At 54.3% G+C, this 22,615-nt stretch carries 24 protein-coding genes; 8 read left to right on the top strand and 16 right to left on the bottom strand.

What is annotated here, in order from left to right:
* Nucleotide 1 precedes the first annotated feature (1 nt).
* The 9 genes from flgJ to flgB all read right to left on the bottom strand — a co-directional run bounded on the left by flgJ (nt 2) and on the right by flgB (nt 7,578).
* On the bottom strand, nt 2–994 hold the full coding sequence (flgJ, locus tag ABA45_RS07885; protein WP_048385162.1) for a flagellar assembly peptidoglycan hydrolase FlgJ: 993 nt from the start codon (nt 992–994) through the stop codon (nt 2–4).
* Nucleotides 995–1,012: 18 nt separating this feature from the next.
* Nucleotides 1,013–2,152 carry a flagellar basal body P-ring protein FlgI gene (locus ABA45_RS07880; protein ID WP_048385160.1) on the bottom strand — a complete coding sequence of 380 codons (1,140 nt, stop codon included), beginning with the start codon at nt 2,150–2,152 and terminating at the stop codon, nt 1,013–1,015.
* Nucleotides 2,137–2,838 (bottom strand): flagellar basal body L-ring protein FlgH, encoded by a 702-nt coding sequence (flgH, locus tag ABA45_RS07875; RefSeq protein ID WP_048385158.1) that lies wholly within the window; start codon nt 2,836–2,838, stop codon nt 2,137–2,139. The genes ABA45_RS07880 and flgH overlap by 16 nt, the downstream gene beginning before the upstream one ends.
* A 30-nt stretch (nt 2,839–2,868) precedes the next feature.
* Entirely contained in the window at nt 2,869–3,657 is a 789-nt protein-coding gene (flgG, locus tag ABA45_RS07870) for a flagellar basal-body rod protein FlgG (protein WP_048385157.1), read from the bottom strand.
* A 99-nt stretch (nt 3,658–3,756) separates the two neighbouring features.
* Nucleotides 3,757–4,509 (bottom strand): flagellar basal body rod protein FlgF, encoded by a 753-nt coding sequence (locus ABA45_RS07865; RefSeq protein WP_048385156.1) that lies wholly within the window; start codon nt 4,507–4,509, stop codon nt 3,757–3,759.
* Nucleotides 4,510–4,666: 157 nt separating this feature from the next.
* Nucleotides 4,667–5,974: a flagellar hook protein FlgE gene (gene flgE, locus ABA45_RS07860; RefSeq protein WP_048385155.1), complete on the bottom strand. Its 1,308-nt coding sequence runs from the start codon at nt 5,972–5,974 to the stop codon at nt 4,667–4,669.
* Between the two features lie 24 nt (nt 5,975–5,998).
* A complete protein-coding gene (locus tag ABA45_RS07855; protein ID WP_048385154.1) occupies nt 5,999–6,673 on the bottom strand; it encodes a flagellar hook assembly protein FlgD in 675 nt (224 codons plus the stop codon).
* A gap of 16 nt (nt 6,674–6,689) precedes the next feature.
* Nucleotides 6,690–7,133 (bottom strand): flagellar basal body rod protein FlgC, encoded by a 444-nt coding sequence (gene flgC, locus ABA45_RS07850; protein WP_007352191.1) that lies wholly within the window; start codon nt 7,131–7,133, stop codon nt 6,690–6,692.
* Nucleotides 7,134–7,167: 34 nt separating this feature from the next.
* Complete coding sequence (flgB, locus tag ABA45_RS07845) at nt 7,168–7,578, bottom strand: flagellar basal body rod protein FlgB (protein WP_014870947.1); 411 nt, start codon at nt 7,576–7,578, stop codon at nt 7,168–7,170.
* Nucleotides 7,579–7,954: 376 nt separating this feature from the next.
* On the opposite strand from flgB, the gene ABA45_RS07840 reads away from it, so the two are divergent.
* Nucleotides 7,955–8,605 carry an LON peptidase substrate-binding domain-containing protein gene (locus tag ABA45_RS07840; RefSeq protein ID WP_048385152.1) on the top strand — a complete coding sequence of 217 codons (651 nt, stop codon included), beginning with the start codon at nt 7,955–7,957 and terminating at the stop codon, nt 8,603–8,605.
* Between the two features lie 69 nt (nt 8,606–8,674).
* Here the strand turns inward: ABA45_RS07840 and ABA45_RS07835 are convergent, their stop codons facing one another.
* Nucleotides 8,675–9,229: a nitroreductase family protein gene (locus ABA45_RS07835; protein WP_048385149.1), complete on the bottom strand. Its 555-nt coding sequence runs from the start codon at nt 9,227–9,229 to the stop codon at nt 8,675–8,677.
* A 110-nt stretch (nt 9,230–9,339) separates the two neighbouring features.
* Between ABA45_RS07835 and ABA45_RS07830 the strand changes: the two genes are divergently transcribed.
* Both ABA45_RS07830 and ABA45_RS07825 read left to right on the top strand, forming a co-directional pair.
* Nucleotides 9,340–9,663: an Mpo1-like protein gene (locus ABA45_RS07830; protein WP_198147082.1), complete on the top strand. Its 324-nt coding sequence runs from the start codon at nt 9,340–9,342 to the stop codon at nt 9,661–9,663.
* A gap of 1 nt (nt 9,664) precedes the next feature.
* Nucleotides 9,665–11,098 carry an adenylate/guanylate cyclase domain-containing protein gene (locus ABA45_RS07825; RefSeq protein WP_048385143.1) on the top strand — a complete coding sequence of 478 codons (1,434 nt, stop codon included), beginning with the start codon at nt 9,665–9,667 and terminating at the stop codon, nt 11,096–11,098.
* 26 nt (nt 11,099–11,124) lie between these two features.
* Here ABA45_RS07825 and queF read toward each other — a convergent pair whose 3' ends face one another.
* From queF to ABA45_RS07805, 4 genes are all read right to left on the bottom strand, one after another.
* Nucleotides 11,125–11,943 carry an NADPH-dependent 7-cyano-7-deazaguanine reductase QueF gene (gene queF, locus ABA45_RS07820; RefSeq protein WP_048385138.1) on the bottom strand — a complete coding sequence of 273 codons (819 nt, stop codon included), beginning with the start codon at nt 11,941–11,943 and terminating at the stop codon, nt 11,125–11,127.
* Nucleotides 11,944–11,956: 13 nt separating this feature from the next.
* Complete coding sequence (locus ABA45_RS07815) at nt 11,957–12,730, bottom strand: ABC transporter permease (protein ID WP_014870940.1); 774 nt, start codon at nt 12,728–12,730, stop codon at nt 11,957–11,959.
* The gene (locus tag ABA45_RS07810) at nt 12,727–13,677 is read right to left on the bottom strand and encodes an ABC transporter ATP-binding protein (RefSeq protein ID WP_048385136.1); all 951 of its coding nucleotides are present in this window, start codon (nt 13,675–13,677) and stop codon (nt 12,727–12,729) included. Before ABA45_RS07810 ends, ABA45_RS07815 begins: the two co-directional genes overlap by 4 nt.
* A gap of 135 nt (nt 13,678–13,812) precedes the next feature.
* Nucleotides 13,813–14,091: a PilZ domain-containing protein gene (locus tag ABA45_RS07805; RefSeq protein ID WP_048385135.1), complete on the bottom strand. Its 279-nt coding sequence runs from the start codon at nt 14,089–14,091 to the stop codon at nt 13,813–13,815.
* 174 nt (nt 14,092–14,265) lie between these two features.
* Here ABA45_RS07805 and ABA45_RS07800 point away from each other — a divergent pair, with 174 nt between their 5' ends.
* Together ABA45_RS07800 and ABA45_RS07795 are read left to right on the top strand one after the other, a co-directional pair.
* On the top strand, nt 14,266–15,285 hold the full coding sequence (locus tag ABA45_RS07800) for a Fe(3+) ABC transporter substrate-binding protein (protein ID WP_048385133.1): 1,020 nt from the start codon (nt 14,266–14,268) through the stop codon (nt 15,283–15,285).
* Between the two features lie 173 nt (nt 15,286–15,458).
* Entirely contained in the window at nt 15,459–17,147 is a 1,689-nt protein-coding gene (locus tag ABA45_RS07795) for an ABC transporter permease (RefSeq protein WP_048385131.1), read from the top strand.
* Nucleotides 17,148–17,179: 32 nt separating this feature from the next.
* Here the strand turns inward: ABA45_RS07795 and ABA45_RS07790 are convergent, their stop codons facing one another.
* Nucleotides 17,180–17,662, bottom strand: coding sequence for a thioesterase domain-containing protein (locus ABA45_RS07790; RefSeq protein ID WP_048385128.1), 483 nt, complete (start codon nt 17,660–17,662; stop codon nt 17,180–17,182).
* A 130-nt stretch (nt 17,663–17,792) separates the two neighbouring features.
* Nucleotides 17,793–19,460, bottom strand: coding sequence for an AMP-binding protein (locus ABA45_RS07785; RefSeq protein WP_048385126.1), 1,668 nt, complete (start codon nt 19,458–19,460; stop codon nt 17,793–17,795).
* Between the two features lie 315 nt (nt 19,461–19,775).
* On the opposite strand from ABA45_RS07785, the gene ABA45_RS07780 reads away from it, so the two are divergent.
* The 3 genes from ABA45_RS07780 to ABA45_RS07770 all read left to right on the top strand — a co-directional run bounded on the left by ABA45_RS07780 (nt 19,776) and on the right by ABA45_RS07770 (nt 22,526).
* Nucleotides 19,776–20,750: an ABC transporter substrate-binding protein gene (locus ABA45_RS07780; protein WP_048385124.1), complete on the top strand. Its 975-nt coding sequence runs from the start codon at nt 19,776–19,778 to the stop codon at nt 20,748–20,750.
* A 69-nt stretch (nt 20,751–20,819) separates the two neighbouring features.
* A complete protein-coding gene (locus ABA45_RS07775; RefSeq protein ID WP_048385122.1) occupies nt 20,820–21,722 on the top strand; it encodes an ABC transporter permease in 903 nt (300 codons plus the stop codon).
* A gap of 9 nt (nt 21,723–21,731) precedes the next feature.
* The gene (locus ABA45_RS07770) at nt 21,732–22,526 is read left to right on the top strand and encodes an ABC transporter ATP-binding protein (RefSeq protein WP_048385121.1); all 795 of its coding nucleotides are present in this window, start codon (nt 21,732–21,734) and stop codon (nt 22,524–22,526) included.
* Nucleotides 22,527–22,615 lie beyond the last annotated feature (89 nt).

The raw sequence follows: 22,615 nt of genomic DNA, 5'->3' as shown, positions 1-22,615 counted from the left end.
TTTACTCCCCGGCCTCAGCTCGGCCCATGGAAACCGTCATCAGAGAATCACGGTTCATGATGCTGCGAATTTTCTCAGCGTAATTCGGATCGGTGGCGTAACCGGCCTGCTGCAGTTTTTCAGCAAACTGGGCGGGTTTGTCCGCCACGGCCAACACGTCCCGATAACGTGGATTAGATTCCAGAAAATCTACGTAGTCCCGCATACTGGCTTCGTAATCGGCGTAAACACGGAACTCTGCCTGCTCTTTCATCGGCACGCCTTCGCGGAACTCCGTGGTGGTAATAGAAACCGAATCACCCTGCCAACGCTGATCTGCCTTTATGCCAAACAGGTTATAGCTGGGACTGTCACTCTCACCTTCAATCATGTGTTTGCCCCAACCGGTTTCAAGCGCGGCCTGAGCCACCATAAACCGTGGGTTAATGCCGCTGTCTTTGGCGATGCGTTGCGCCATGGGCAGCAGGGTTTGTACGAACTGTTCCGGAGAGTCAAAGCGCGCGAGCAATGGCGCATCGTCTTCGGAGCCATCAGCCATAACCGGCAAGGCTTCAGCCAGCTGTTGCACACTCTTAACTTCCGCTGGCAACCGTGGTGACAAAGGCGGCACGCTGCGATCGTAATCGGCCAACGTCGCTTTTTGGCCAGCCAGCGGGCTACCGTCAGACCTCATACCGGGTACTTTCGGGCTAAGCTGGCGCACCAAAGCGTCCGCCAGACCGGTACCCTGGTTGCCAGACATCGACAGGCTTATCTGATTGTCGAACATATCCCGGTAAGCCTGGCTCTCGTTGGTGTTCAGGTAGTTGCCCTCCGCCATCACATCACCGGCTTTGCGCATAGACTTGAGCATTTCCGCCAGAAACAGGCTTTCAAATTGCCGCGCCACTTCCCGCAGTGCCGACTCTTTGTCGGTACGGGCCTGGGTTTTCAGCGCGTTCAAGCCTTCAAAGTCGGTGTAGACATTGGCCTGTTGAATCCGGTAGTCCTGCATCGTTCTGCCCCTGCTACTCTAAATAACAATCAGCTCGGCGCGCAGTGCACCGGCTTGTTTTAACGCTTCCAGTACCGCCATTACGTCGCCCGGAGCCGCACCCACCTGGTTTACCGCCTGAACGATTTCGTTCAAGGTAACCGCAGGGCCAAACTTGAACATGCGAGCCGGGTCTTCGGTCACCGCAATCTGAGAGTCTTGCACCACTTCGGTGTTGCCTGCCGCTAACGGATTAGGCTGCACCGCATTGGGGTTTTCCTGAATCATCACCGTCAGATTGCCGTGGGTGACCGCAGCCGCGCTGACCTTCACATTCTGGCCCACCACAATGGTGCCAGTGCGGCTGTTGATCACCACCTTGGCGGCGGCTTCAGCCGGATTCACTTCAATGTTTTCCAGAATCGAAAGAAAGCTGACTCGCTGGGACGCATCCCGCGGAGCGCGCACAGAAACAGACGTGGCGTCGTGGGCGTAGGCCATATCCGGGCCCAAATTGCCGTTGATGGCGTCAACAACCCGACGGGCGGTAGTGAAGTCTGCGCGCAACAGATTAAACGTAACGGTATCGCCACGGTTAAACGGCGAATCCACTTCGCGCTCAACGGTGGCGCCGTTGGGGATTCGACCTGCGCTGGGAATATTGACGGTAATACGCGAGCCATCCAGCCCTTCAGCGCCAAAGCCACCGACAATCAGGCTGCCTTGAGCAAGCGCATACACGTTGCCGTCAGCGCCTTTCAGTGTGGTCATCAGCAGGGTGCCGCCGCGCAAGCTTTTGGCGTTGCCGATAGACGACACGGTAATGTCAATTTGCTGACCGGGCTTGGAAAACGGTGGGATGGTGGCGTTCACCGTAACCGCAGCGACGTTTGCCAGCTTTGGATCAACACCTTCTGGCAGAGTAACGCCAAACTGGTTCATCATGTTGCGGAAGGTCTGGTTGGTAAATGGCGCTTTGTCGCCGGTGCCGGCCAATCCAACCACCAGGCCATAACCCACCAGCTGGTTGTCACGCACGCCTTTGATGCGGGCCAAGTCTTTAAGCCTGTCAGCCAACACCGGCGAAGCCACCATTAACGTCATTAATGCTATTGCCAAACATTTGCGCACAGTCGTTTTACACAGAATCACTTTGGAAAGGTTCACAGAGGCCACCATTCGCTGTTGAAGAAACGCCCCATCCAGCCCATCTGGTTGGCTTGGTCAAAATCACCGGTGCCACCGTAAGCAATGCGGGCATCGGCAATGCGATTAGACGCCAGAGTATTGTCCGGCTTGATATCCTGAGGCCGCACCAATCCTGTCAGGCGAATGTATTCTTCGCCATTGGTCAGCGACAGCCACTTCTCGCCACGAATGCGCAACACGCCATTAGGCAATACTTCGGTGACCGTTACGGTGATACTGCCGGCAAGGCTGTTGCTTTGATCGGCTTCTGCAGCACCCTTAAAATCTCGCTCTTGCTCAATAGATGTTGCCAGCCCCAGCTGGTTTCTACCGAATATGTTGGGTTCGGTCAGACTGATGTCACTGTCTTTCGAGATACTGGTTTCCGCGTTTTTACTGGCGCGGGTAGACTCGTTCAGGGTAACCGTCAGCACATCGCCCACGTTGAGAGCCACTGTATCGCCGTAAAAATTGTAATTGCGGCTAATCTGGTAAATAGAACCGGTTTCGAGATCGCGCTGCATCATCGCCTGAGCACGCACCGGAGCGTATTCCGGGTCATCTGGCATGGCGCGGTGCCGGCTCATGGCGGTGCAACCCTGAAGCGCCGCCAGCACCAGAACCAACGCGACACTGGCGCTACGGCGGAACTGTGAAAAAATGGCGTTAGCTGTCATAGCGAAACCTCTGACCGGCAACCACCGGCATTAACCAATATTGTTGGTGATGAACTGCAGCATCTGGTCAACAGTCGACACGACTTTCGAGTTCATTTCATAGGCGCGCTGGGTGGTAATCATGTTCACCAGCTCTTCCACCACTTCCACGTTAGAAGACTCAATAGAGCCCTGCTCCAGCGAGCCCAGCCCGGCTAAGCCAGGTTCACCTTCGGCTGGGTCGCCACTGGCGTTGGTCTGCTTGAACAGGTTGTTACCAATCGCCTGTAGACCCTGCGGGTTAATAAAGTCCACCAGGGTTATCTGGCCAAGGTTGATGGGAGCGGCCTGATCATCGGTGATAGCGGTTACAGTGCCGTCGCGACCAATGGTCACTTTCGTGGCGTTTGCTGGAATGTTGATGTTGGGCTGCAACGCGTTGCCCTCAGGGTTTACAACATCACCATCGGAATTCAGCTGAAACTGACCGTCGCGGGTATAGGCGGTTTGTCCGTCTGGCAATTGCACCTGCAAGAAGCCGCGACCGTTAACCGCCATATCCAGGGGCTGCTCGGTTATCTGCAAATTGCCTTGGGTAAACTGTTTGGCGGTGCCCACAACCCGCACACCGGTACCCAACTGCAACCCGGATGGCAGTTCGGTATTCTGCGTGTTCAAACCACCGGGTTGGCGTTTCACCTGATACAGCAGATCCTGAAACACCGCGCGGTCGCGTTTGAAACCGGTGGTGTTCACGTTCGCCAGGTTGTTAGAGATAGTGGACATATTAGTGTCCTGCGCGCTTAACCCGGTTTTACTGACCCATAATGCTGGATGCATTTTTATCGCTCCCTACCGTCAGGCGGTTGTGGATGGCGGCGAAATCTTGCCGCTTTCCCGCCCGCCGGCGTGTTGTTTCAAGTTTTGATACCCGTGCTATTAAAGGTTCTGCAATAGCCGTGCCGCTGCTTCAGAATTTTCTTTCGCGGTGCTCATTACTTTCACCTGCATTTCGTATTGCCGCGAAAGCTGCAGATTGGAAATCATTTCGGCCACCGCGTTTACGTTGGAGCTTTCCAGAAAGCCACCGGAAACCCGAGCGTTCGCATCAGCCGGTTCACCACCACCAAGCGCCTGATCGGGCTTGCGACGTATAAAGCCATCCGGGCCTTTTTCCAGGGCCTGTGTCGGCGGCGTTACCAGCTTAAGCCGATCCACCTCCACCAACTGATCGGGGGGGCCACCCACCGGAACAATAGACACGGTGCCGTCGGCACCAATCTCAACGTTATCAAAAGGCGGCAAAGCCACCGGGCCACCATTGCCCAGCACCATTTCACCGTTAGCCAATCGCAGCAGGCCATTCACATCTATCTGCAACGAGCCACTGCGAGTGAACACTTCTTCACCCAGGTTGTTTTGCACCGCCAGCCAGCTGTCGCCTTCAATCGCCACATCCAGTTTTCGCCCGGTTTCCATCAGTGCGCCCGAAGACAAATCGGTACCCGGGCGCTCAGTCATGGCGTAGGCGCGTGTAGGGTGATGCCCGCCATACACCGGCATACTGCGCGCCTGAGCGAAGTCTTTTTTGAAACCGGTGGTGGTCACGTTAGCCAAGTTGTTAGCGTGGGCGCGCTGGGCCAGCATGTTCTGCTTGGCACCGGACATTCCGATATAAAGGGCTTTGTCCATGGGGAAGACTCCTGCCGGATATTTGACTGTTACCAGTCTTAAAGCAGGAGTCGTGCCAGTTTTATTGGCAACGAAATAAGAAAAGCTCAGGAGTAAACAGAACCGGGCCTTATCTGGCCCGGTTCTGTTAAAAGCACCCTAGCGGGCGCTTGATTGCTTACCTCAGATTGATGATGGTCTGGGTGACCGCATCCGAGGTTTCAATGGTTTTGGCATTTGCCTGATAATTACGCTGGGCAATAATCAGGTTCACCAGTTCCGCAGACAGGTCTACGTTAGATTCTTCAACTGAGCTAGCCTGAATCGCGCCCAAGGTTCCGGTGTCAGGCCGGCCAATAACCGCCTGGCCAGATTCGAAGGTTTCCACCCAGCTGGTGTCACCGGAAGGTGACAGGCCGTTGGCATTCGAAAAGCTGGCCAACGCTACCTGCCCCAGGGATTTCGACTGGCCATTGGTGTAACGGGCAAAAATGACGCCTTGCTGCGAAACGTCCAGCCCCGACAGCCGGCCAGTGGTGTAGCCATCTTGGCGTTGATCATTGACACCGAAGTTGTTGCCATATTGAGTGGCGCTACCCAAATTCAGATCAAACGTCGCTCCGACTCCAGACGCAGCTCCATTCGCGTTTAAATCCCCATCTTTCGGCACCCAGTTATCGACTGAAATTACGCCATTTGCATTGTTATTAGCAGTGGCCAGATTTCCATTTTGGTCAAACACCAATTCATACGGCACGTAGTTAGGCGGTGTCGTTGTAGACCCAGTTGCACCACCCACTGCTTCGCCATCTATCTGCAGGTGTAACAACCAATTGCTCTGCGAACCCCCTGCTGGATCTTGTTTAGTATAAAACTGCGTGACCTCGTGGGGATTTCCCAAGCTGTCGAAGATGTTGGTTGCCGTAACGTGATTGTAGGTCGTCGGATCTAACGGATCGAACGGAGAAGGCGGAGTTGTCGAGAGCACTTGCTCCCGCGCATCCAGATTGAGGTCTGTACGCAGGTTGGTGGTGCGCTGCGGCGCCAGGTTATCGCTCGCTATTTGCAAATCGTCACGAATGCCAGACAAGTTACCGGCGGCGTCTGCAACAAAGCCTTGCACCCGCATATTCTGGCTATTCACCACAAAACCGTCTTTGTCGGTACCGAACTGGCCAGCGCGGGAATATCGCAGTTCACCGCCATTGTTCAGCACGAAAAAGCCGTCGCCGTCGATAGCAAGGTCTAGCCCGCTATCCGTAAAGCTGATGTTACCCTGGCCAAACGACTGTTTAACGCTTTGCACATTAACCCCGTCGCCAACCGGAGCGCTGCCAGAACTTAGAAAGCCGTTGGCGTATAAGTCTCCAAACTGCACGCGGCTGCCTTTGAAGCCCACTGTACTGGCGTTTGCAATGTTATTGCCGGTTACGTCCAAGTCTACCGCCGCTGCCCTGAGGCCGCTTAATCCTGTGTTAAATGCCATGATTCACCCCTGCTGACGCCGGTATTAATTAATTTGTTGAACTTGCGACAGGTCAATCGAACCCATGCCCGCAAGATTCAGAGAAATAGAGCCGCCTTTACCCAAAGACACGCTGTCGACATTTGCGCTCATCATGGTACCCAGCTGCTGCGAACCACCGGGATAGGCCCCGGAAGCCACTGTATAATAAGATCCTTGCGGCACAGCACTGCCGTTGCCGTCTTTACCGTCCCACGTGAACTTGGCAGAACCGGCGGGCTTGCTACCCAATTCCATCTGCCGCACCAACTCACCCGAACCGTTCAATATCGACACCTGTACGCCACCGGTTGAGGCAGGCACATCAACGGTTCCATTAACCTCGCCGCTGGCACCAAGCATCGCCAAATCCGACGCCACCAACACGGTTTTGCCAACCATGGCGGAGGCCTGCAGAGCCTGGGTAGAACGGAATTCACCGATCACGCTGTCCACGTTGCCCGACAACTTCTGCATTTCTTCCAGCGAACTGAACTGCGCCAACTGGGAAATAAATTCGCCGTTGTCTTGCGGATCCAGCGGGTCCTGATTCTTCAACTGGGCCAGCATCAACTCCATGAATTCATTTTTGCCCAGATCGCCTTTGCTGCTTGCCGATTGCTGTTTCAGCTGGTATTGGCTTAGGACATCCGTTGCCTGGCTTGCGTTTACTGCACTCATGATTGATTACCGCCTGTTAGTTCTGGCCCAGAGTTAAAATGCGCTGCATCATCGACTTGGCAGTGTTCATGATGTCTACATTCATCTGGAAGCTGCGCGAAGAGGACATCATATCGGCCATTTCTTCTGCCACATTCACATTGGGGTAGTACACATAGCCGTCTTCACTAGCAGCAGGGTGGTTGGGCTCATAGCGCATCTGCAGATCGGCATCGCTTTCGACTATGCCTTCCACCCGAACGCCGGCACCACCTTCTGCCCCAGAGCCGAACGCCGGCTGGTTGCCGTTTAACAGCGACTGCTGGACCGCCGCAAACACTGGCTTACGGGCGCGGTAGGTTTCACCGGTGCTGGAACTGGCGGTTTCGGCGTTGGCAATGTTAGACGCTGTGGTGTTTAGTCGCAGCGATTGCGCAGTCATACCGGAACCGGCGATGTCGAAAATGTTACCCAGTGACATAAAAATCTCCTGTGTTCACTGTATTGCCTGCGGCTTACTGGCCTGTCAGCGCTTTGCTAATCCCGCTGAATTTGCTGCTAAGAAACTGGAAGCTGGCCTGGTAGTCCATGGCGTTGCGCATAAAGCGGCTCTGTTCTTGCTGAGCGTCTACCGTATTGCCGTCTACCGAAGGCTGATGCGGTGTGCGATACAACAAATCATTGTCGCTTGCAGAGCCGGGCGCACCGCCACCTTCGTTCATATGGCCACTGTTGGTAGTGTTCATGTCGAAGCCGCTGGCGCTGCTCTGCGCTCGCTTCATGATCGCCTGGAAGTCGATATCACGGGCCTTGAAGCCCGGGGTGTCGGCGTTGGCGAGATTATTGGCCAGAATTTCTGCGCGCTGAACCCGCGCCTGAAGGGCGTATTGGTGAATACCCAGTGCACTGTCAAAGTTGATTGCCATACTGCCTCCGCAATTCTGTGCCGGCGGTTAACGAAAGATTGCCGGTTTCAGGTGTATGAAGAGTTAAAAGCAAGTGCAATGCCAGAATGGTGAAAACTGTGGAAATTTTTGTCTTAACAGGATTGCAGCGTTGTTTTTAGGCTTTAAAAGGCTAAAAATCTCTCAATAACGTCGGCATTGAGCCGCTCGAACAATGGCACACCGAGGCCACTGCAAAAAAACGGCAAGCAACTGCCCTCCAGGCACTCGCCAATCACAACGTTTTTGCCGCCCGGATGTGAGCAGTTAGCGCAACGGCAGCGTAAAATACGTAGACGCCACTTTCGTCGACCACCTTTAGCTGACCATTTTCCGCCAACCATCTTGGAGCAAGCCCGTGGCCAAAATCTGCATCTTCCCTATTCCCGGGTGCGTCACCTTCCCCGGCACTGTGTTCCCGCTGCACGTGTTTGAGCCGCGCTACCGCGCGATGATTCAACACTGCCTGGAAACCGAAACCCTATTGGCTATCTGCCACACCGAAAAACAGTTAAGCCCGGGCAAGCAAGCAGGGTCTCTGGAACAGGCGCTAAGCTCTAACCAGGCCACTTATCGGCCCTACGACGTATTCAGCGCAGGCCGCTGCGAGCTTTTGGAAACCATGGAAGACGGGCGCCTGCTGCTGAACGTGCACATACTGCAGCGCTACCGGCTCGACAAGCAGCTTCAGCAGTTGCCGTACCAGATCTATGAATGCACAGAGTTTAGTGACCAACCGCTAAGCGACAGTGAAACCCGCGATTGCGCCGAATTGCGGGATAAAATTCTGCACCGACTGGTCGCTCTGGGCCACGGCGACCCGACGATTCGGAAATCGGTGAAACAACTGGCGGAATCAGAAGAATGGTTGAAAAAAACCGACGGTCAATTCAGCCTGGCGTTGTTTGGCGTAGTGCACTTTGAGCCTGAGCTCATGCAGGAAATTCTGGAAATGGAGTCAGCGCCCCAGCGCCTGGCTTACACGCTGGAGCTACTGAACGACCTCTAAAAGGGTACGTTGACGAGTACGCTAAGAAGATTGCTTTAAAGAATGCCCCAAAGAGCACATAAGCGCTGGCTACTGCGGCCAGCGCGACACAAACACCGTCGGTTCCAGACGCGGCACCGCAGGCTTGGCAGAAATAACGCTGCCGGTGTAAATAAAGCCAATCACCGATTCCTGCTTGCTCAAACCCAACGCCTCTGTGACCGCCGGATTATAAGCCGGAGACCCGGTTCGCCACATAACACCAAAGCCCGCATCCTGAAGCGCCAACTCAAGCAAGGTGGTGCTCGCGGCAGCGGACAAAACTTGCTCGTGGGCCGGAATTTTCGGATGTTCAACCGGTGACGCAATCGCAATAATCACCATGGGTGCCCGCAGTGGCGATTTGCGAAGCTTGGCCAGGATTTTTTCATCGGCTTCCGGACCGTAGGTGTCTGCAAACAAATCGCCCAAGCGCTCAAGGCCTTCTCCTTCCACCACCAAGTAACGCCAGGGCCGTAAAAGACCGTGATCTGGCGCTCGCGCCGCGCAAGCAAAAGCCCGCGCCAGAACGCCCGGCCCCGGTGCCGGTGCTTGCAGACGCGGCTCGGAACTTCGGCCAAGAATAAAATCGCTGATAGCGGTCATAAAGTCCTGTCAAGTGTTAGAGTAAAGCCTTGTTATAGCACTCAATGGTGACAATCAAACATGAATGTCGGGCTGAGTGCCCTCGTGTAAAACCAACAATTAAAAGCGACATGGAGGCTACTGTGAGCGCACCAAAAATCTTTCATAGCTTTGCTGAATTCTATCCCTTTTACTTAAATGAGCACCGTAACCGAACCTGTAGGCGATTGCACTTTATTGGCAGCTCACTGGTACTTGCCGTCATAGTCTGGGTGGCTGTGTCTGGCAACCTGCTTTGGCTGCTGGCGCTTCCAGTGATTGGGTATGGCTTCGCCTGGGTGGGCCATTTTGGCTATGAGAAAAATCGCCCTGCTACATTCCGCCACCCCCTATACAGCTTGATGGGCGACTGGGTTATGTTCAAAGACATGCTGACAGGAAGGATTCGATTCTGAAATGATCAGAGCACCTGCCAACATTCGCGATACTGGAAAAATTCCCGCTAACGCCATTGACTCTGCTGAAGGAACACCGTCAACAACCGTGCATATCATGCCCGACTATCTTGGCCGTACGCTCGGTTACGCCGCCATGGCCGCCATTATGATCGCCGGTATCGCCGACGGGGTCCACTCAGTGTGGCTCTTTGGTATGGCCGGGTTTGCAATAGTCTGGCCCCACCTGGCCCAACTGTTTTCACTGGATGCGCGCAAACGCAACTCATCCACCATTCGCCAGCACCTGTTACTGATAGATTCTGCCATTTCCGGGGCGTTTATCGGAAGCCTGGGACTGATCAGCATTTCTGCCGCGGCCATTGCCTTAATGATGATGGTCACCTGCTTTGTGGTGGGTGGTTTAAAGCAGTGGGCCTCAGGCAGCCTTATACTTTCTGCGGCGGCGCTGACCGTGTTCTTTCTATTCAACCCTGGCTATGCCATCACCCTGCCGCCGGTTGCAGATTTACTGGCGGTGATCGTCGCCGGTGTTTACATTTGCGCAACTGCTCTGTTTTCCCACCAGCAAGCCAAAGCCCTGCGCCACGCAACCTTATTGATTCAAGCCCAGCGCGAGCAGTCCATCGCACTGTCGCAAAAACTGTCGAAGTACATGTCACCGCAGGTATGGCAAACCATTTTTACCGGCCAGCGGGATGCACGCCTGGAAACCCAGCGGAAAAAGCTAGCGGTGTTTTTCTCAGATATTCAAGGATTTACCGACCTATCGGAAGAAATGGAACCGGAGGCCTTGACCGATGTGTTGAATCACTACCTCAATGAAATGTCGCAAATTGCCCTCAAGCACGGCGGCACCATCGACAAGTTTGTGGGCGACTCCATCATGATCTTTTTCGGCGACCCCACCAGCCGTGGTCAACGAGCAGATACGCTGGCTTGCGTATCAATGGCCATCGACATGCGCAAACACATGAAAATACTGCGCCAGAAATGGCGCAGTCAAGGTATCAAGACACCGCTACAGATTCGTATGGGCATCAGCACTGGCTATACCACCGTTGGCAACTTTGGCGCCGAAAATCGCATGGATTACACCATCATTGGCAAGGAAGTGAACCTCGCCAGCCGGATGGAGCATCTGGCACAGCCCGGTGAAATTTTGGTCACCCATGAAGCCTTTTCGCTGATTAAAGACAGCATTATGTGCCGCGATAAGGGCGAGGTAACGGTTAAGGGCTTCAGTAGGCCTATTGCGGTGTATCAGGTAATCGATCACCGCTGCGACCTGGGCCGCAACCGCAGCTTTATGGAACACGAGCACAGCGGCTTTACACTGTATCTGGATTCGGAAAAAGTGAACGAAAACGACCGGGTTGCCATATTGCAGGCGCTAGACGAAGCCGCTAGCCGTTTGCGCCATCAGCGGGACTGACCAGCGCGAACGCGACTCATAAAAAACTACTGCCGTATCAGGCGGGGGCCGGAATTGGCATCAGCACGAGTGCTGCGCCACGGATTAATATCCAGGCCGCCGCGGCGGGTATAGCGGGCGGTTACCGTCAACGCTTGCGGCTTACAATGGCGCATCAGATCCGTGAATAGAGTCTCTACACAATGCTCGTGAAAATCCTGCTTCTGGCGAAAACTAACTATATAACGCAACAGGCCAACCCGGTTCAGCTTCGGGCCGGTATAGTCAATTAATACCGAACCCCAATCTGGCTGCCCGGTTACCGGGCAATTGCTCTTCAACAGATGTGAACACAGCTTTTCGCTAACGATCTTTGTACCGGTTACGAGGGACTCCGGCGCATAGCTGTAAACCACATCCGTCAAAGGTTCGTCATCAATTAACTGATATTCATGTGGCCGTCCCTGGGCCAGAGCGCCTTCATCAACGCTGTGCAGGGTCACCCGAACCGCGGCGCCAGAGGCTGACGACAAATCTGCAACGATCACCTCGCAAACCCGCTCAGCACTGGCGTATACGGTCTGGTTCAGTGAATTCAGATACAGCTTCAGCGATTTGGACTCAACCAGCTGCGGCGATTCTGCCGCAAACTCGATTTCCGCCCAGGCCACCACTGGCACACCGCCAGAACGCAGCCAAGACACTTCCCAAGCCTGCCATAAGTCCCCGCCAAACCAGGGCCAGAGACCGTCTTCCAGGCCGATACGCTGGCGGTTGTGCAGCCGCGGAATCGGAAACAGTTGGCCGGGATCGTAGGTGTCCGGGTATTCGCTGATTTTACCCAGCGGCGCATTATCAAGTGCCATAAATTTTCCTGAATCAGTTACGAATGCCTTTGCCACGGCGCAACAAGTTCAATGCAACCGCCGCCAACACCACAATAAACAGCAGAATCATACCCAAAGACACAAACGGATTTACGTCGGACACACCCAGAATGCCATAGCGAAAGCCATTCACCATGTACAGAATCGGGTTGGCCATAGACACCATGCGCCAAATGTCCGGCAGCAGATTAATGCTATAAAAAACGCCGCCCAGGTAGGTCAGCGGTGTCAGAATAAAGGTAGGCACAATCGAAATATCATCGAATTTTGTCGCCAGCATGGCGTTGATAAAACCGCCCAGGGAAAATAGCGCCGAGGTCAGAATCACCGTAACCACAACCATCAGCAAGTTGTGAATTTGCAAGTGGGTGAACGCCAACGATACAAACGTCACAATCACTCCAATGCCCAGACCGCGAGCCATACCCCCACACACGTAGCCGGCCAGAATGACCCAGTTTGGCACCGGCGCTACCAGCAGCTCTTCAATACTGTGCTGAAACTTCATCGAGAAGAACGACGACACCACGTTGCCGTAGGAACTGGTAATAACCGCCAGCATAATCAGGCCCGGCACAATGAACTGCATGTAGTCGAAGCCGTCCATTTTACCGATACGAGAACCAATCAGATTGCCAAAAATAATAAAATACAGGGTCATGGTGACCGCCGGTGGCAACAGGGTTTGTGGCCAGATGCGAGTGAAGCGGCGAATTTCACGACTCAGAATTGTATAAAATGCAGTCCACAGAGCGTGCGATGTCATAACTGCGCCTTTGGATCGTTGTCACTGTTGTCGGCATTGGCTTCAACCATACGTACAAAAAGCTCTTCCAGGCGATTCGCTTTGGTGCGCATGCTCTCTACCTCGATGCCCTGTTGTTGCAGCTGCACAAAAACCTGATTCAACCCGGTGCCTTTTTGCACATCCACTTCCAACGCACCGTCTTTATCAAAGCGGTGAATATAGCCCTCAAGCTCGGGTAAATGTTGGTAGCCGCCGGCAAGATCCAGGACAAACGTTTCCACGCTCAGTTGCTGCAGTAACTCGCGCTTGCTGGTGTTTCGCAGGATCTGGCCGTGATCAATAATGGCGATGTTACGGCACAGGGCTTCGGCTTCTTCCAGGTAGTGGGTTGTCAGAATAATGGTGGTGCCATTACGGTTCATTTCTTGCAGAAACGTCCACATAGAACGGCGCAGTTCAATATCCACGCCCGCGGTGGGTTCGTCCAGAATCAATAGCCGCGGTTCGTGCACCAGCGCACGGGCAATCATAAGGCGCCGCTTCATGCCGCCAGACAGCGTGCGTGCCGAAGCCTTGCGCTTATCCCATAGCCCAAGCTGTTTCAGGTATTTCTCGGCAGAGATCAAAGCCTGCTTCAGCGGAATACCGTAATAGCCAGCCTGAGTGGTCACAATATCCAGCACTTTTTCAAACTGGTTAAAATTGAACTCCTGGGGCACCACGCCCAGGTTAAGCTTGGCCGCCGACAGTTCGGTATCCAAATCATGGCCAAACACTCGCACCTGCCCGGCAGATTTATTCACCAGCGACGACACCACCCCCAGGGTGGTAGATTTGCCGGCACCGTTGGGGCCTAACAACGCAAAAAAGTCGCCTTCGGCCACTTTGAGGTCAATACTTTTAAGAGCCTGAAAACCATTGCCATAGGTTTTGGTCAGGCCCTGAATTTCCAGAGCGTACGCCATAGACATTCCTGACAGAAAAACATGAGACTGAATGCGGGAACTGCGTGACTGGATACTGCGTCACTTTTCATAGACTGCGTGCCGCATCGCTTGTTAAAGCGCACGACAGACTTAATCGGGCGGGAATATTAACCGTTATGGGTTGCTGTCGGCAAACTGTAAACCGTAACCCTCAGGCGTTTCACGTCGCACCATCATGTGCAAAATAGGAGCTTCTATCGGCAAGCCCTGCACTTGAACGGTCACTTTATCACCGAGTTGAGGGGCAAATTGCTGACCCTCAATCGCAATAAACACGCCGCCGTCGGATATGTCGCGGGTACCAAACACAAATTTTCCCAGAGTTTCATGCTCAACTTTTACAGTCGCACTCATGGATGTACGCAAGTGCTCGCGGCGGTCATCTGGGTTCATAAATTTTGCACCAAGGCTGACGAATATTGTTTACATGAAGAATACCACCAAATTTCTCAAAGTATAAACAAGCAAGATTGACTATCCAGTTAATACAAATGATAATGGTTTGTGTTGTTAACATTGATTCACCAAGCCTGACAAAACGATACTCCATTAACCAAGGTTTACATTATGCGATTGAAACTGGCTGCCACAGCTGCCATTGCCCTGACTGCCATGCCCATGGCCGCGTTTGCTGACGGCGAAGTGAACATTTACTCTTACCGCCAGGCTTACTTGCTGGAACCTCTGCTGAACGCGTTTGAAAAAGAGACCGGCATTGAATCCAACGTGGTATTCGCCAAGCAAGGCCTGGCCGAGCGCCTGGACCGCGAAGGTCGTAATAGCCCTGCCGACGTGGTGATGACGGTCGACATTTCCCGCATCGACGAACTAGTAGAACGTAATCTGCTGCAAGGCATCACGGACAACGAGATTCTGAACAAGAACATCCCGGAAAACCTGCGCCATCCAGATGGCCAGTGGTTCGCACTGACAACCCGTGGCCGTTTGATCTACACCTCCAAAGACCGTGTTGAAGAAGGTGCAATCACCACTTACGAAGACCTGGCAGACAGCAAGTGGGACAACCGCATTTGTACCCGCAGCGGCAAACACCCTTACAACATCGCACTGATCTCATCGATGATTGCTCACCACGGTGAAGCAGACACCGAAACGTGGCTGGCAGGCGTAAAAGACAATCTGGCACGCAAACCCCAAGGCGGCGATCGCGATCAGATTAAGGCCATTGCAGCCGGCGTGTGTGACGTTGCCATTGGTAACAGCTACTACTACGGCAACATGCTGCAAGATGAAAACGAACGCGAAGCCGCCGAAGCTGTGCGTCTGGTATTCCCCAACGCCGACGGCCGCGGCACCCATATCAATATCAGCAGCATTGCCCTGACCAAAAGCGCACCAAACAAAGACAACGCCATTAAATTAATGGAGTTCCTGTCTTCAGCAGAAGCCCAGCGCATTTACGCCGAAGCGAACGCAGAATACCCGGCTAACCCGAATGTTAAGCCTGTGGGTATGGTTGCCGAGTGGGGCGAAATCAATCCAGACTCCATTTCATTGCAGGAAATTGCTGACAATCGCAACGCCGCTGTAAAACTGGTCGACCGTGTAGATTTTGACGGCGAATAAGTCCGTTTAATCGAAAAACAACCGGCGGCAGTCACTTCCTGCCGCCGGTTTGCTTGCAGGCAAGCCTTCAGCTGTCTAAAATCTGAATTCTTTTCATCATCATTTTGAGCCCGTCTTGTTCAACGGTTCATCGCTTTTCAGCCTCTGTGTCGGGCTGAATCAGAAGGATCCACATGCCTGAAGCTACCACCGGTGCCAACATTGCTCCGGCTCAACCTCTGTACATCAAGCGCACCTCTAAACGCTGGCTGATCGCCGCAGCACTGATTACCGCTATTGTCGCTCTACCCGTGCTTGCCGTTATTTACCTGGCATTTTCCCCGGACGAGAACATCTGGCCGCACCTGATGAGCACCACCCTGCCGCGCTACCTGCTAACAACCCTTAAACTGATGCTGGGCGTAGGCATACTTGCCTTGGGCATTGGCCTGTCCAGCGCCTGGGCCGTCACCATGTGCGAGTTTCCCGGCCGCAAGTACTTTGAGTGGGCCATGCTGCTGCCCTTCGCGGTGCCGGCTTACGTTATTGCGTATGTGTACACCAGCCTGTTGGACTATGCCGGGCCGGTGCAAAGTGCCCTGCGCGCTGTGTTTGGCTGGACCAGTGCAGCGGATTACTGGTTTCCCGAAATTCGCAGCCTGGAAGGCGCCATCCTGATGATCGGTTTGGTGCTCTACCCTTATGTGTACCTGCTGGCCCGCGCGGCGTTTTTGGAGCAGTCACCCTCGCTGTTCGAGGTTAGCCGCAGCCTGGGCCACTCCGCAATCAGTACGTTTTTTCGTATCGTGCTGCCCATCGCCCGCCCGGCGATTGCCGTTGGCTTGTCACTGGTGATGATGGAAACCCTCAACGATTTCGGCACCGTCGACTTCTTCGCTGTGCAAACCCTCACGGCCGGCCTGTTTGATACCTGGATGAACCTGGGCAACCTTGGCGGCGCCGCCCAGATTGCCAGCGTTATGTTGGTGTTTGTGCTGGTACTGGTCACCCTGGAACGTTATTCACGCCGCCGCCAGCAGCAGTTTGCCGCCCGAGACAACCGCGACCCCATCCGCCGCTTTACCATGTCCTTTCCACGCCAGATGGTCTGTGTGGCAGTGTGTGGCATTCCGGTTTTGTTGGGCTTTGCCATTCCAGGCGCCACTCTGGCCACCTACGCCATCGAGTATTTCAGCGAAAGCTGGAACCCGGATTTTATTCAAAACACCCTAAACAGCCTCTTCCTGTCCAGCGCTGCAGCGCTCACCACTCTGGCTATTGGCGTAACTCTGGCCTACAGCCGCCGGCTGCATAACACCCGTGGCATGCAGGTGCTTATGCGGCTTTCAAGCTTGGGCTACGCCATGCCCGGCGCAGTGCTTGCGGTGGGGGTGATTGTGCCATTGGCAGGGTTTGATAATTGGCTAGACAGTCTGATGCGCGATTACTTTGGTTTCAGCAGCGGTCTGCTGCTCAGCGGGTCAGCGTTTGCACTGATATTCGCCTACACCGTGCGTTTTTTGGCGGTGTCTGCCGGCAGCGTGGAAAGCGCCCTGCAGAAAATCACCCCAAGCATGGACATGGCTTCACGCTCTTTGGGGCATACACCGGGCAAAACTCTGGTGAAAGTTCACCTGCCCATGTTGCGGGGCACCCTGATAACCGCAGCGCTGGTGGTATTTGTAGACTGTATGAAGGAGTTGCCAGCCACGCTGATTCTGCGGCCGTTCAACTTTGAAACCCTGGCCACTTACGTGTACCAGTTTGCATCTGACGAAAAACTGTTCCACAGCGCATTGCCGGCGCTGATTATCGTGGTGGCCGGCATTATCCCCATCATTCTGATGAGCCGCTCCATTTCCAACTCGCGAGCCATGAACTGACGCCCTTTCTACGCGAAAAGGTTTTCAGCGCGTTAACGAGATCGCGAGCGCACGTCAGAGACCACAAAGCGCCCCCTGAAAACAGCCGCCGGCTCTTGCTGCGGTTGCATCGTGGGTACGCCGCAAAAAATCTCGGCCGTTAACTCCAACCGCGCACGGCCATGGCGAGCCAGACTTTTCCGAAAGTGGTCTGGCATCTCGCCGTCGGGTAAACGGCACACACTAAAGAAATCCCCATCCACCGGCGACTTGTATTCAATCGTGCCCGTTTGCACCACAACCGTGCCTTTCAACTGAAGATCAGCCAGCGCCAACTCAGCAACACTCCAGGCGGCCGATACGCCAACGCTGTAGAGGCTGCCACCAAAGCCCGTGCCCTGGTGATTACTGTTGGGTGCAAGCGGAGCGCTCAACAACAATGCCGTGCCGTCCCATTCCAGCAATTTAAGGCCCAAGGCCGTGGTTAATGGAATCTGCTGGTTGATACGCTTTTGAAACTGCGCGAGGCGCGACATGCCATGCTCCTGACAACATAGTCCTGAAAAAAAACAGGGACACCCCTATAACGGCATACCCACAAATAAACTTTGGTTTTTTTATAGAAAAGCCCGGTCATTGCCGGGCTTTTCACCGAGTCACGGGTGTTTAGTGCCAAACCACCGACTTACGCTCGGCATACCAGCCTTCAACCTCACTTTCGTAAGCCGCTTCAACCACGTTACGTTTAAGCTTGAGAGTAGGCGTCAGAAAACTGTTTTCGATTGACCACTCATCCGTAACCACCGCAATGAACGCCAGTTTTTCATGCGGGTCTACCGCACGATTCACCTCATCGCGCAGGGCGTTCAGCTCTGCCTCAACGGTTTTGCGCACCACTGGATCTGCCATCTGCGGCCGCAAATTTTCATTGAGCAGCACCAGTGCAAACGGGTTGGTCTGATTGGCGCCGGAAACACAAACCATCTCAATACTTTGATTTGCCATCAGTCGGTTTTCCAAAGCCGCCGGAGCAATGTACTTGCCTTTACTGGTTTTGAACATCTCTTTGGTACGGCCAGTTAGTTTCAGGCGCCCCATCTCGTCCAGTTCGCCTTTATCACCGGTTTTCAAAAAGCCGTCTTCGCTCATGGTTTCGCGGGTGCGTTCTTCATCCTTGAAGTAGCCCATCATAGTCGCCGGGCTTTTTATCAAAACTTCACCGTTGTCACTGATGCGCACTTCCACACCGGGCAAGGCCTCGCCAACATAACCGATGCGCGAGCGGCCCCGTTTGTTCATGTGGGAATAGGCCACGTTCTCGGACATGCCATAACCTTCCAGCAATTCCAACCCAAGGCTGCGATACCAGCTCAGCACATCATTAGAAAGCGGCGCAGACCCACTGCCCGCCAATTTCACCTTGCCAAGCCCCAGGCCGTTGAGAATTTTTTTCTTGATGACACCGCTAACGATTGGGATTTTCAACAACACGTTGAGCTTTTTCTGCGGCATTTTCTGCAGTACGCCGTGCTGGAACTTCACCCACAGCCTGGGCACAGACAAGAACAGCGTAGGCTGCGCACGTTGCACATCGGCCACGAACGTATCCAGCGATTCCGCAAAGAACAATTGAAAGCCGTTATACAGCGAGCCAAACTCCACAAAAGCGCGCTCAAACACGTGTGCCAGCGGCAAATAAGACAGCATACGCTCGTTGGGTGAAAGCCCCAGAGTTTGAGTGGCACCTTCAGCAGCAAATGCCAGGTTAGCAAAGCTCAACATAACGCCTTTGGGCTGACCGGTGCTGCCAGACGTGTACACCAACGTGGCCAACTCACCGGCCTCGCGCTTCACCTCGCCTTCCAGTGGCGCCGTGTCGCGAATAATGTCGTTCCAGGTCACAAAGTCTGTGGGCGGGCTGGAAGGAAACGAAATGCAGTGCATGGTCTCTGGCACACCGGGTTTCATCATGTCCCAATCGTCCAGCTTGCCAACAAACAGAGCCTTGCACTCGGAGTGTTCAAGAATGTAGGCAACCGTGGTCGCGTTCAGGGTCGGGTAAATGGGCACAGACACATAGCCCGACATCCAGATTGCCCAGTCTGCCATCACCCAGTGAGCACAATTTTTCGAAATTAGCCCAATACTGCTGCCAGCGGGTAGGTCCATCGATTTCAGATACGCCGCCATGCGCCGGGCCTCGTCGGCTGCACGGCGCCAGGTAAACTCGTCAACCTGGCCGTTTCCTATCGGCTGGGTCAGGTATAAAGAGTCCCCGATGGTAGACTCCCAATGGTAAATCAGGTCGAGAGGTAGCTTGTTCGTTGTTATCATTTGATACCCTGCTCATTCAGTCCGATTGGAAAACAGCCTTTTAAACCCAGAAATAAGCGCTTATTGGTCTGTATATCACGATGACACATTACACATTACACCAACGTATGATGTCTTGAAATAAGTGGGCCAAACATTAAATGCTGTCAACATCGGCAATCGTCTGCTGGCCTTGTAACTCCCGCCAGACCGATGCAGAATCACGCTCCGCTGCTTACCCCGCAAGCGCAAATCCTGTGGTAAACTTCCGCTCTTTGTACACGCACAGCAAAAATAACCCACGTAAAATCAGTTAACCGACTCGGAGATGGTTGTATGGCCAATAGAATGTTGCGCACCCTGATTGGTGCATCCGTGCTTGCCGCTGCTAGTTTTACTCAGGCTGCAGAGCTTCCTGTGGTTGCTATTACCCAGATTGTAGAACATCCCGCTCTGGACTCGGTCTATGAAGGCATAAAAGATGAACTGGCAGAGCGTGGCTATGTAGACGGCGACAACATTCGCATCATCCACGAAAGCGCTCAGGGCAACACCGGCATCGCCGCCCAGATTGCACGTAAGTTTATAGGTGAAAGCCCGGCTGTTATCGTTGCCATCGCCACGCCGTCTGCGCAAACCGTTGCCGCTGCAGCCCGTAACATTCCGGTTGTATTTTCCGCGGTCACCGATCCGGTTGGCGCGAAGTTGGTGATATCGCTGGACGCACCCGGCGCCAACATCACCGGCGTATCTGACATGCTGCCTATCGAGAAACATCTGGATTTGCTACAGCGCCTGGTACCAAACGCCAAGCGTATTGGCACGGTTTACAACCCGGGTGAAGCCAACGCCGTGGCCTTGGTGGGCATGATTGAAGAAAGCATGAAAGCGCGCGACATGGTGCTGGTTAAAGCCGCGGCTACCAAAACCTCCGAAGTGCTGGGCGCATCCCGTTCGCTGGTAGACAAAGTAGATGCTATCTACCTGACCACTGACAACACCGTCATCAGCGCAGCAGAAGCCGTGATTTCTGTCGGTGAACGCTCGAAAATTCCGGTATTTGCCGCCGACACCGCCACGGTTTCCCGCGGAGCAGTTGCTGCACTGGGCTTCAATTACTACAATCACGGCCGCCAGACCGGCGCCATGGTCGTACGCATCATGGAAGGTGCTGGCACCGCCGATATGCCGGTAGAAACCATGGACACCCTAGACCTGTTTGTTAATCCTGAAGCCGCCGCACGCATGGGCATGACCATTGCCGATGACATTATTGCGGAAGCCAAAGAAGTGGTTTCCAACGCCAAGTAAAGCCTGACTTACACGGGCAGGCGGCAACCACACCGACCTGTCCGTTTTCTTTAACAGCGAACCTTATCCATGCTCAGTAACATTGCCTTTTACGGCGCATTAGAAACCGGCTTGATATACGGCCTGGTTGCCTTCGGAATCTACCTGTCATTCCGTGTTCTGGACTTCCCCGACTTGACCGTAGACGGCAGCTTCCCCCTTGGCGCTGCCGTGGCCGCCATGCTGATTATTGCCGGCTGGAACCCTTGGCTGGCAACCGGAGCTGCGATACTGGCCGGCATGGCCGCTGGTGCGGTAACCGCCCTGCTCAACGTAAAACTGAAAATTCTGAACCTGCTGGCGTCTATTCTGACCATGATCGCGCTCTATTCCATAAATCTGCGCATTATGGGCCGCCCCAACGTGGCACTGTTAATGGAAGACACCGTGCTGACCCCCTGGTACAACTTGGGGCTTGAATATCATCAGGTATCGGTGTTGCTGTTCACCCTCGTTATCGGTGCCACGCTGTTTCTGCTTTGGCGTTTCATGAAATCTGAAATCGGGCTGGCCATGCGCGCCACCGGTGCTAACGCTCGTATGGCCAGGGCCCAGGGCATCGCAACGGGTGGCATGATTATTCTGGGTGTGGCTGTATCCAACGGCCTGGTAGGCCTGGCCGGAGCACTGTTCGCCCAAAGCCAGGGCGCAGCCGATGTCACCATGGGCGTAGGCGTTATTGTGATCGGCCTGGCATCGCTGATTGGCGGTGAAGCGGTTATAACGCCCACCAGCGTATTTCGTGCGTTGCTGGCCTGCGTGGTCGGCGCCATCATTTACCGCTTGGCCATCGCCTTCGCACTGAACGCCGATGTACTGGGCCTGAAAGCGCAAGACCTGAACCTGATTACCGCCGTTCTGGTCACCCTGGCCATTGTTCTGCCCGGTGCCCGCGTGTCACTGATGAACAAATTCAAACGCAGAAAGGCCTGAGGAGGCACCATGATTACCGCAACAGACCTCCGGCTGACCTTCGGCGAAGGCACCCCCCTGGAAAACCCGGCTCTGCGTGGCATGAGCCTGACCGTCAACCAAGGCGAATTTGTCACCGTTATTGGCAGTAACGGCGCCGGAAAATCCACTTTTTTGAACGCCCTGGCCGGCGAAGTACTGGTCGACAGTGGCAAAATTCTTGTCGATAACATCGACGTCACCAAGCTGCCCACCCACAAACGCACCGGGCGCGTGGCGCGGGTATTCCAAGACCCGCTGGCCGGCACGTGTGAAGGCCTGTCGATTGAAGAAAACCTGGCCTTGGCCACCAAACGCGGCAAACACCGCAGCCTGGGCACCGCGGTGAAAAAACAGTATCGGGAACACTTTCGCGCCAGCCTGGCCACTCTGGGTTTGGGCCTGGAAAACCGTCTGACCGATAAAATGGGCCTTCTCTCTGGCGGCCAGCGCCAAGCCGTTAGCCTGTTGATGGCAAGCCTGACACCGTCCAGCATTCTGCTGCTAGACGAACACACCGCTGCACTGGACCCAAAAACCGCGTCTTTCGTACTGGAACTGACCCAGAATATTATCGCTGAACAGAAACTCACCGCCCTGATGGTCACTCACAGCATGAAGCAGGCGCTGGAAGTAGGCACCCGCACCGTGATGCTGCACCAGGGCGAAGTGGTGTTCGACATTGCCGGCAAAGACCGCGAAGGGCTGCAAGTAAAAGACCTGCTCAACCTGTTCGAACAACAGCGCGGCCTAACCGTGGACGACGACAGCCTCCTACTGAGCTAACTCCCCCCGTTACACGGCGCTAATCTGAAAACACACAGCCGCCCCCAACATATTGAAGCTCTTCGGTTTTCAGTTTGTTGCGATTTTGC

It is taken from the genome of Marinobacter psychrophilus (assembly GCF_001043175.1).
GTDB classification, from domain to species: Bacteria; Pseudomonadota; Gammaproteobacteria; order Pseudomonadales; family Oleiphilaceae; genus Marinobacter; species Marinobacter psychrophilus.
This window is presented reverse-complemented; position numbering and strand designations above follow the sequence as displayed.

Coding starts and splice junctions, on each gene's coding strand:
- flgJ (WP_048385162.1), bottom strand. CDS start 994: ATGCAGGACTACCGGATTCAACAGGCCAATGTCTACACCGACTTTGAA.
- ABA45_RS07880 (WP_048385160.1), bottom strand. CDS start 2,152: ATGGTGGCCTCTGTGAACCTTTCCAAAGTGATTCTGTGTAAAACGACT.
- flgH (WP_048385158.1), bottom strand. CDS start 2,838: ATGACAGCTAACGCCATTTTTTCACAGTTCCGCCGTAGCGCCAGTGTC.
- flgG (WP_048385157.1), bottom strand. CDS start 3,657: ATGCATCCAGCATTATGGGTCAGTAAAACCGGGTTAAGCGCGCAGGAC.
- ABA45_RS07865 (WP_048385156.1), bottom strand. CDS start 4,509: ATGGACAAAGCCCTTTATATCGGAATGTCCGGTGCCAAGCAGAACATG.
- flgE (WP_048385155.1), bottom strand. CDS start 5,974: ATGGCATTTAACACAGGATTAAGCGGCCTCAGGGCAGCGGCGGTAGAC.
- ABA45_RS07855 (WP_048385154.1), bottom strand. CDS start 6,673: ATGAGTGCAGTAAACGCAAGCCAGGCAACGGATGTCCTAAGCCAATAC.
- flgC (WP_007352191.1), bottom strand. CDS start 7,133: ATGTCACTGGGTAACATTTTCGACATCGCCGGTTCCGGTATGACTGCG.
- flgB (WP_014870947.1), bottom strand. CDS start 7,578: ATGGCAATCAACTTTGACAGTGCACTGGGTATTCACCAATACGCCCTT.
- ABA45_RS07835 (WP_048385149.1), bottom strand. CDS start 9,229: ATGACCGCTATCAGCGATTTTATTCTTGGCCGAAGTTCCGAGCCGCGT.
- ABA45_RS07830 (WP_198147082.1), top strand. CDS start 9,340: ATGGAGGCTACTGTGAGCGCACCAAAAATCTTTCATAGCTTTGCTGAA.
- ABA45_RS07825 (WP_048385143.1), top strand. CDS start 9,665: ATGATCAGAGCACCTGCCAACATTCGCGATACTGGAAAAATTCCCGCT.
- queF (WP_048385138.1), bottom strand. CDS start 11,943: ATGGCACTTGATAATGCGCCGCTGGGTAAAATCAGCGAATACCCGGAC.
- ABA45_RS07815 (WP_014870940.1), bottom strand. CDS start 12,730: ATGACATCGCACGCTCTGTGGACTGCATTTTATACAATTCTGAGTCGT.
- ABA45_RS07810 (WP_048385136.1), bottom strand. CDS start 13,677: ATGGCGTACGCTCTGGAAATTCAGGGCCTGACCAAAACCTATGGCAAT.
- ABA45_RS07805 (WP_048385135.1), bottom strand. CDS start 14,091: ATGAACCCAGATGACCGCCGCGAGCACTTGCGTACATCCATGAGTGCG.
- ABA45_RS07800 (WP_048385133.1), top strand. CDS start 14,266: ATGCGATTGAAACTGGCTGCCACAGCTGCCATTGCCCTGACTGCCATG.
- ABA45_RS07795 (WP_048385131.1), top strand. CDS start 15,459: ATGCCTGAAGCTACCACCGGTGCCAACATTGCTCCGGCTCAACCTCTG.
- ABA45_RS07790 (WP_048385128.1), bottom strand. CDS start 17,662: ATGTCGCGCCTCGCGCAGTTTCAAAAGCGTATCAACCAGCAGATTCCA.
- ABA45_RS07785 (WP_048385126.1), bottom strand. CDS start 19,460: ATGATAACAACGAACAAGCTACCTCTCGACCTGATTTACCATTGGGAG.
- ABA45_RS07780 (WP_048385124.1), top strand. CDS start 19,776: ATGGCCAATAGAATGTTGCGCACCCTGATTGGTGCATCCGTGCTTGCC.
- ABA45_RS07775 (WP_048385122.1), top strand. CDS start 20,820: ATGCTCAGTAACATTGCCTTTTACGGCGCATTAGAAACCGGCTTGATA.
- ABA45_RS07770 (WP_048385121.1), top strand. CDS start 21,732: ATGATTACCGCAACAGACCTCCGGCTGACCTTCGGCGAAGGCACCCCC.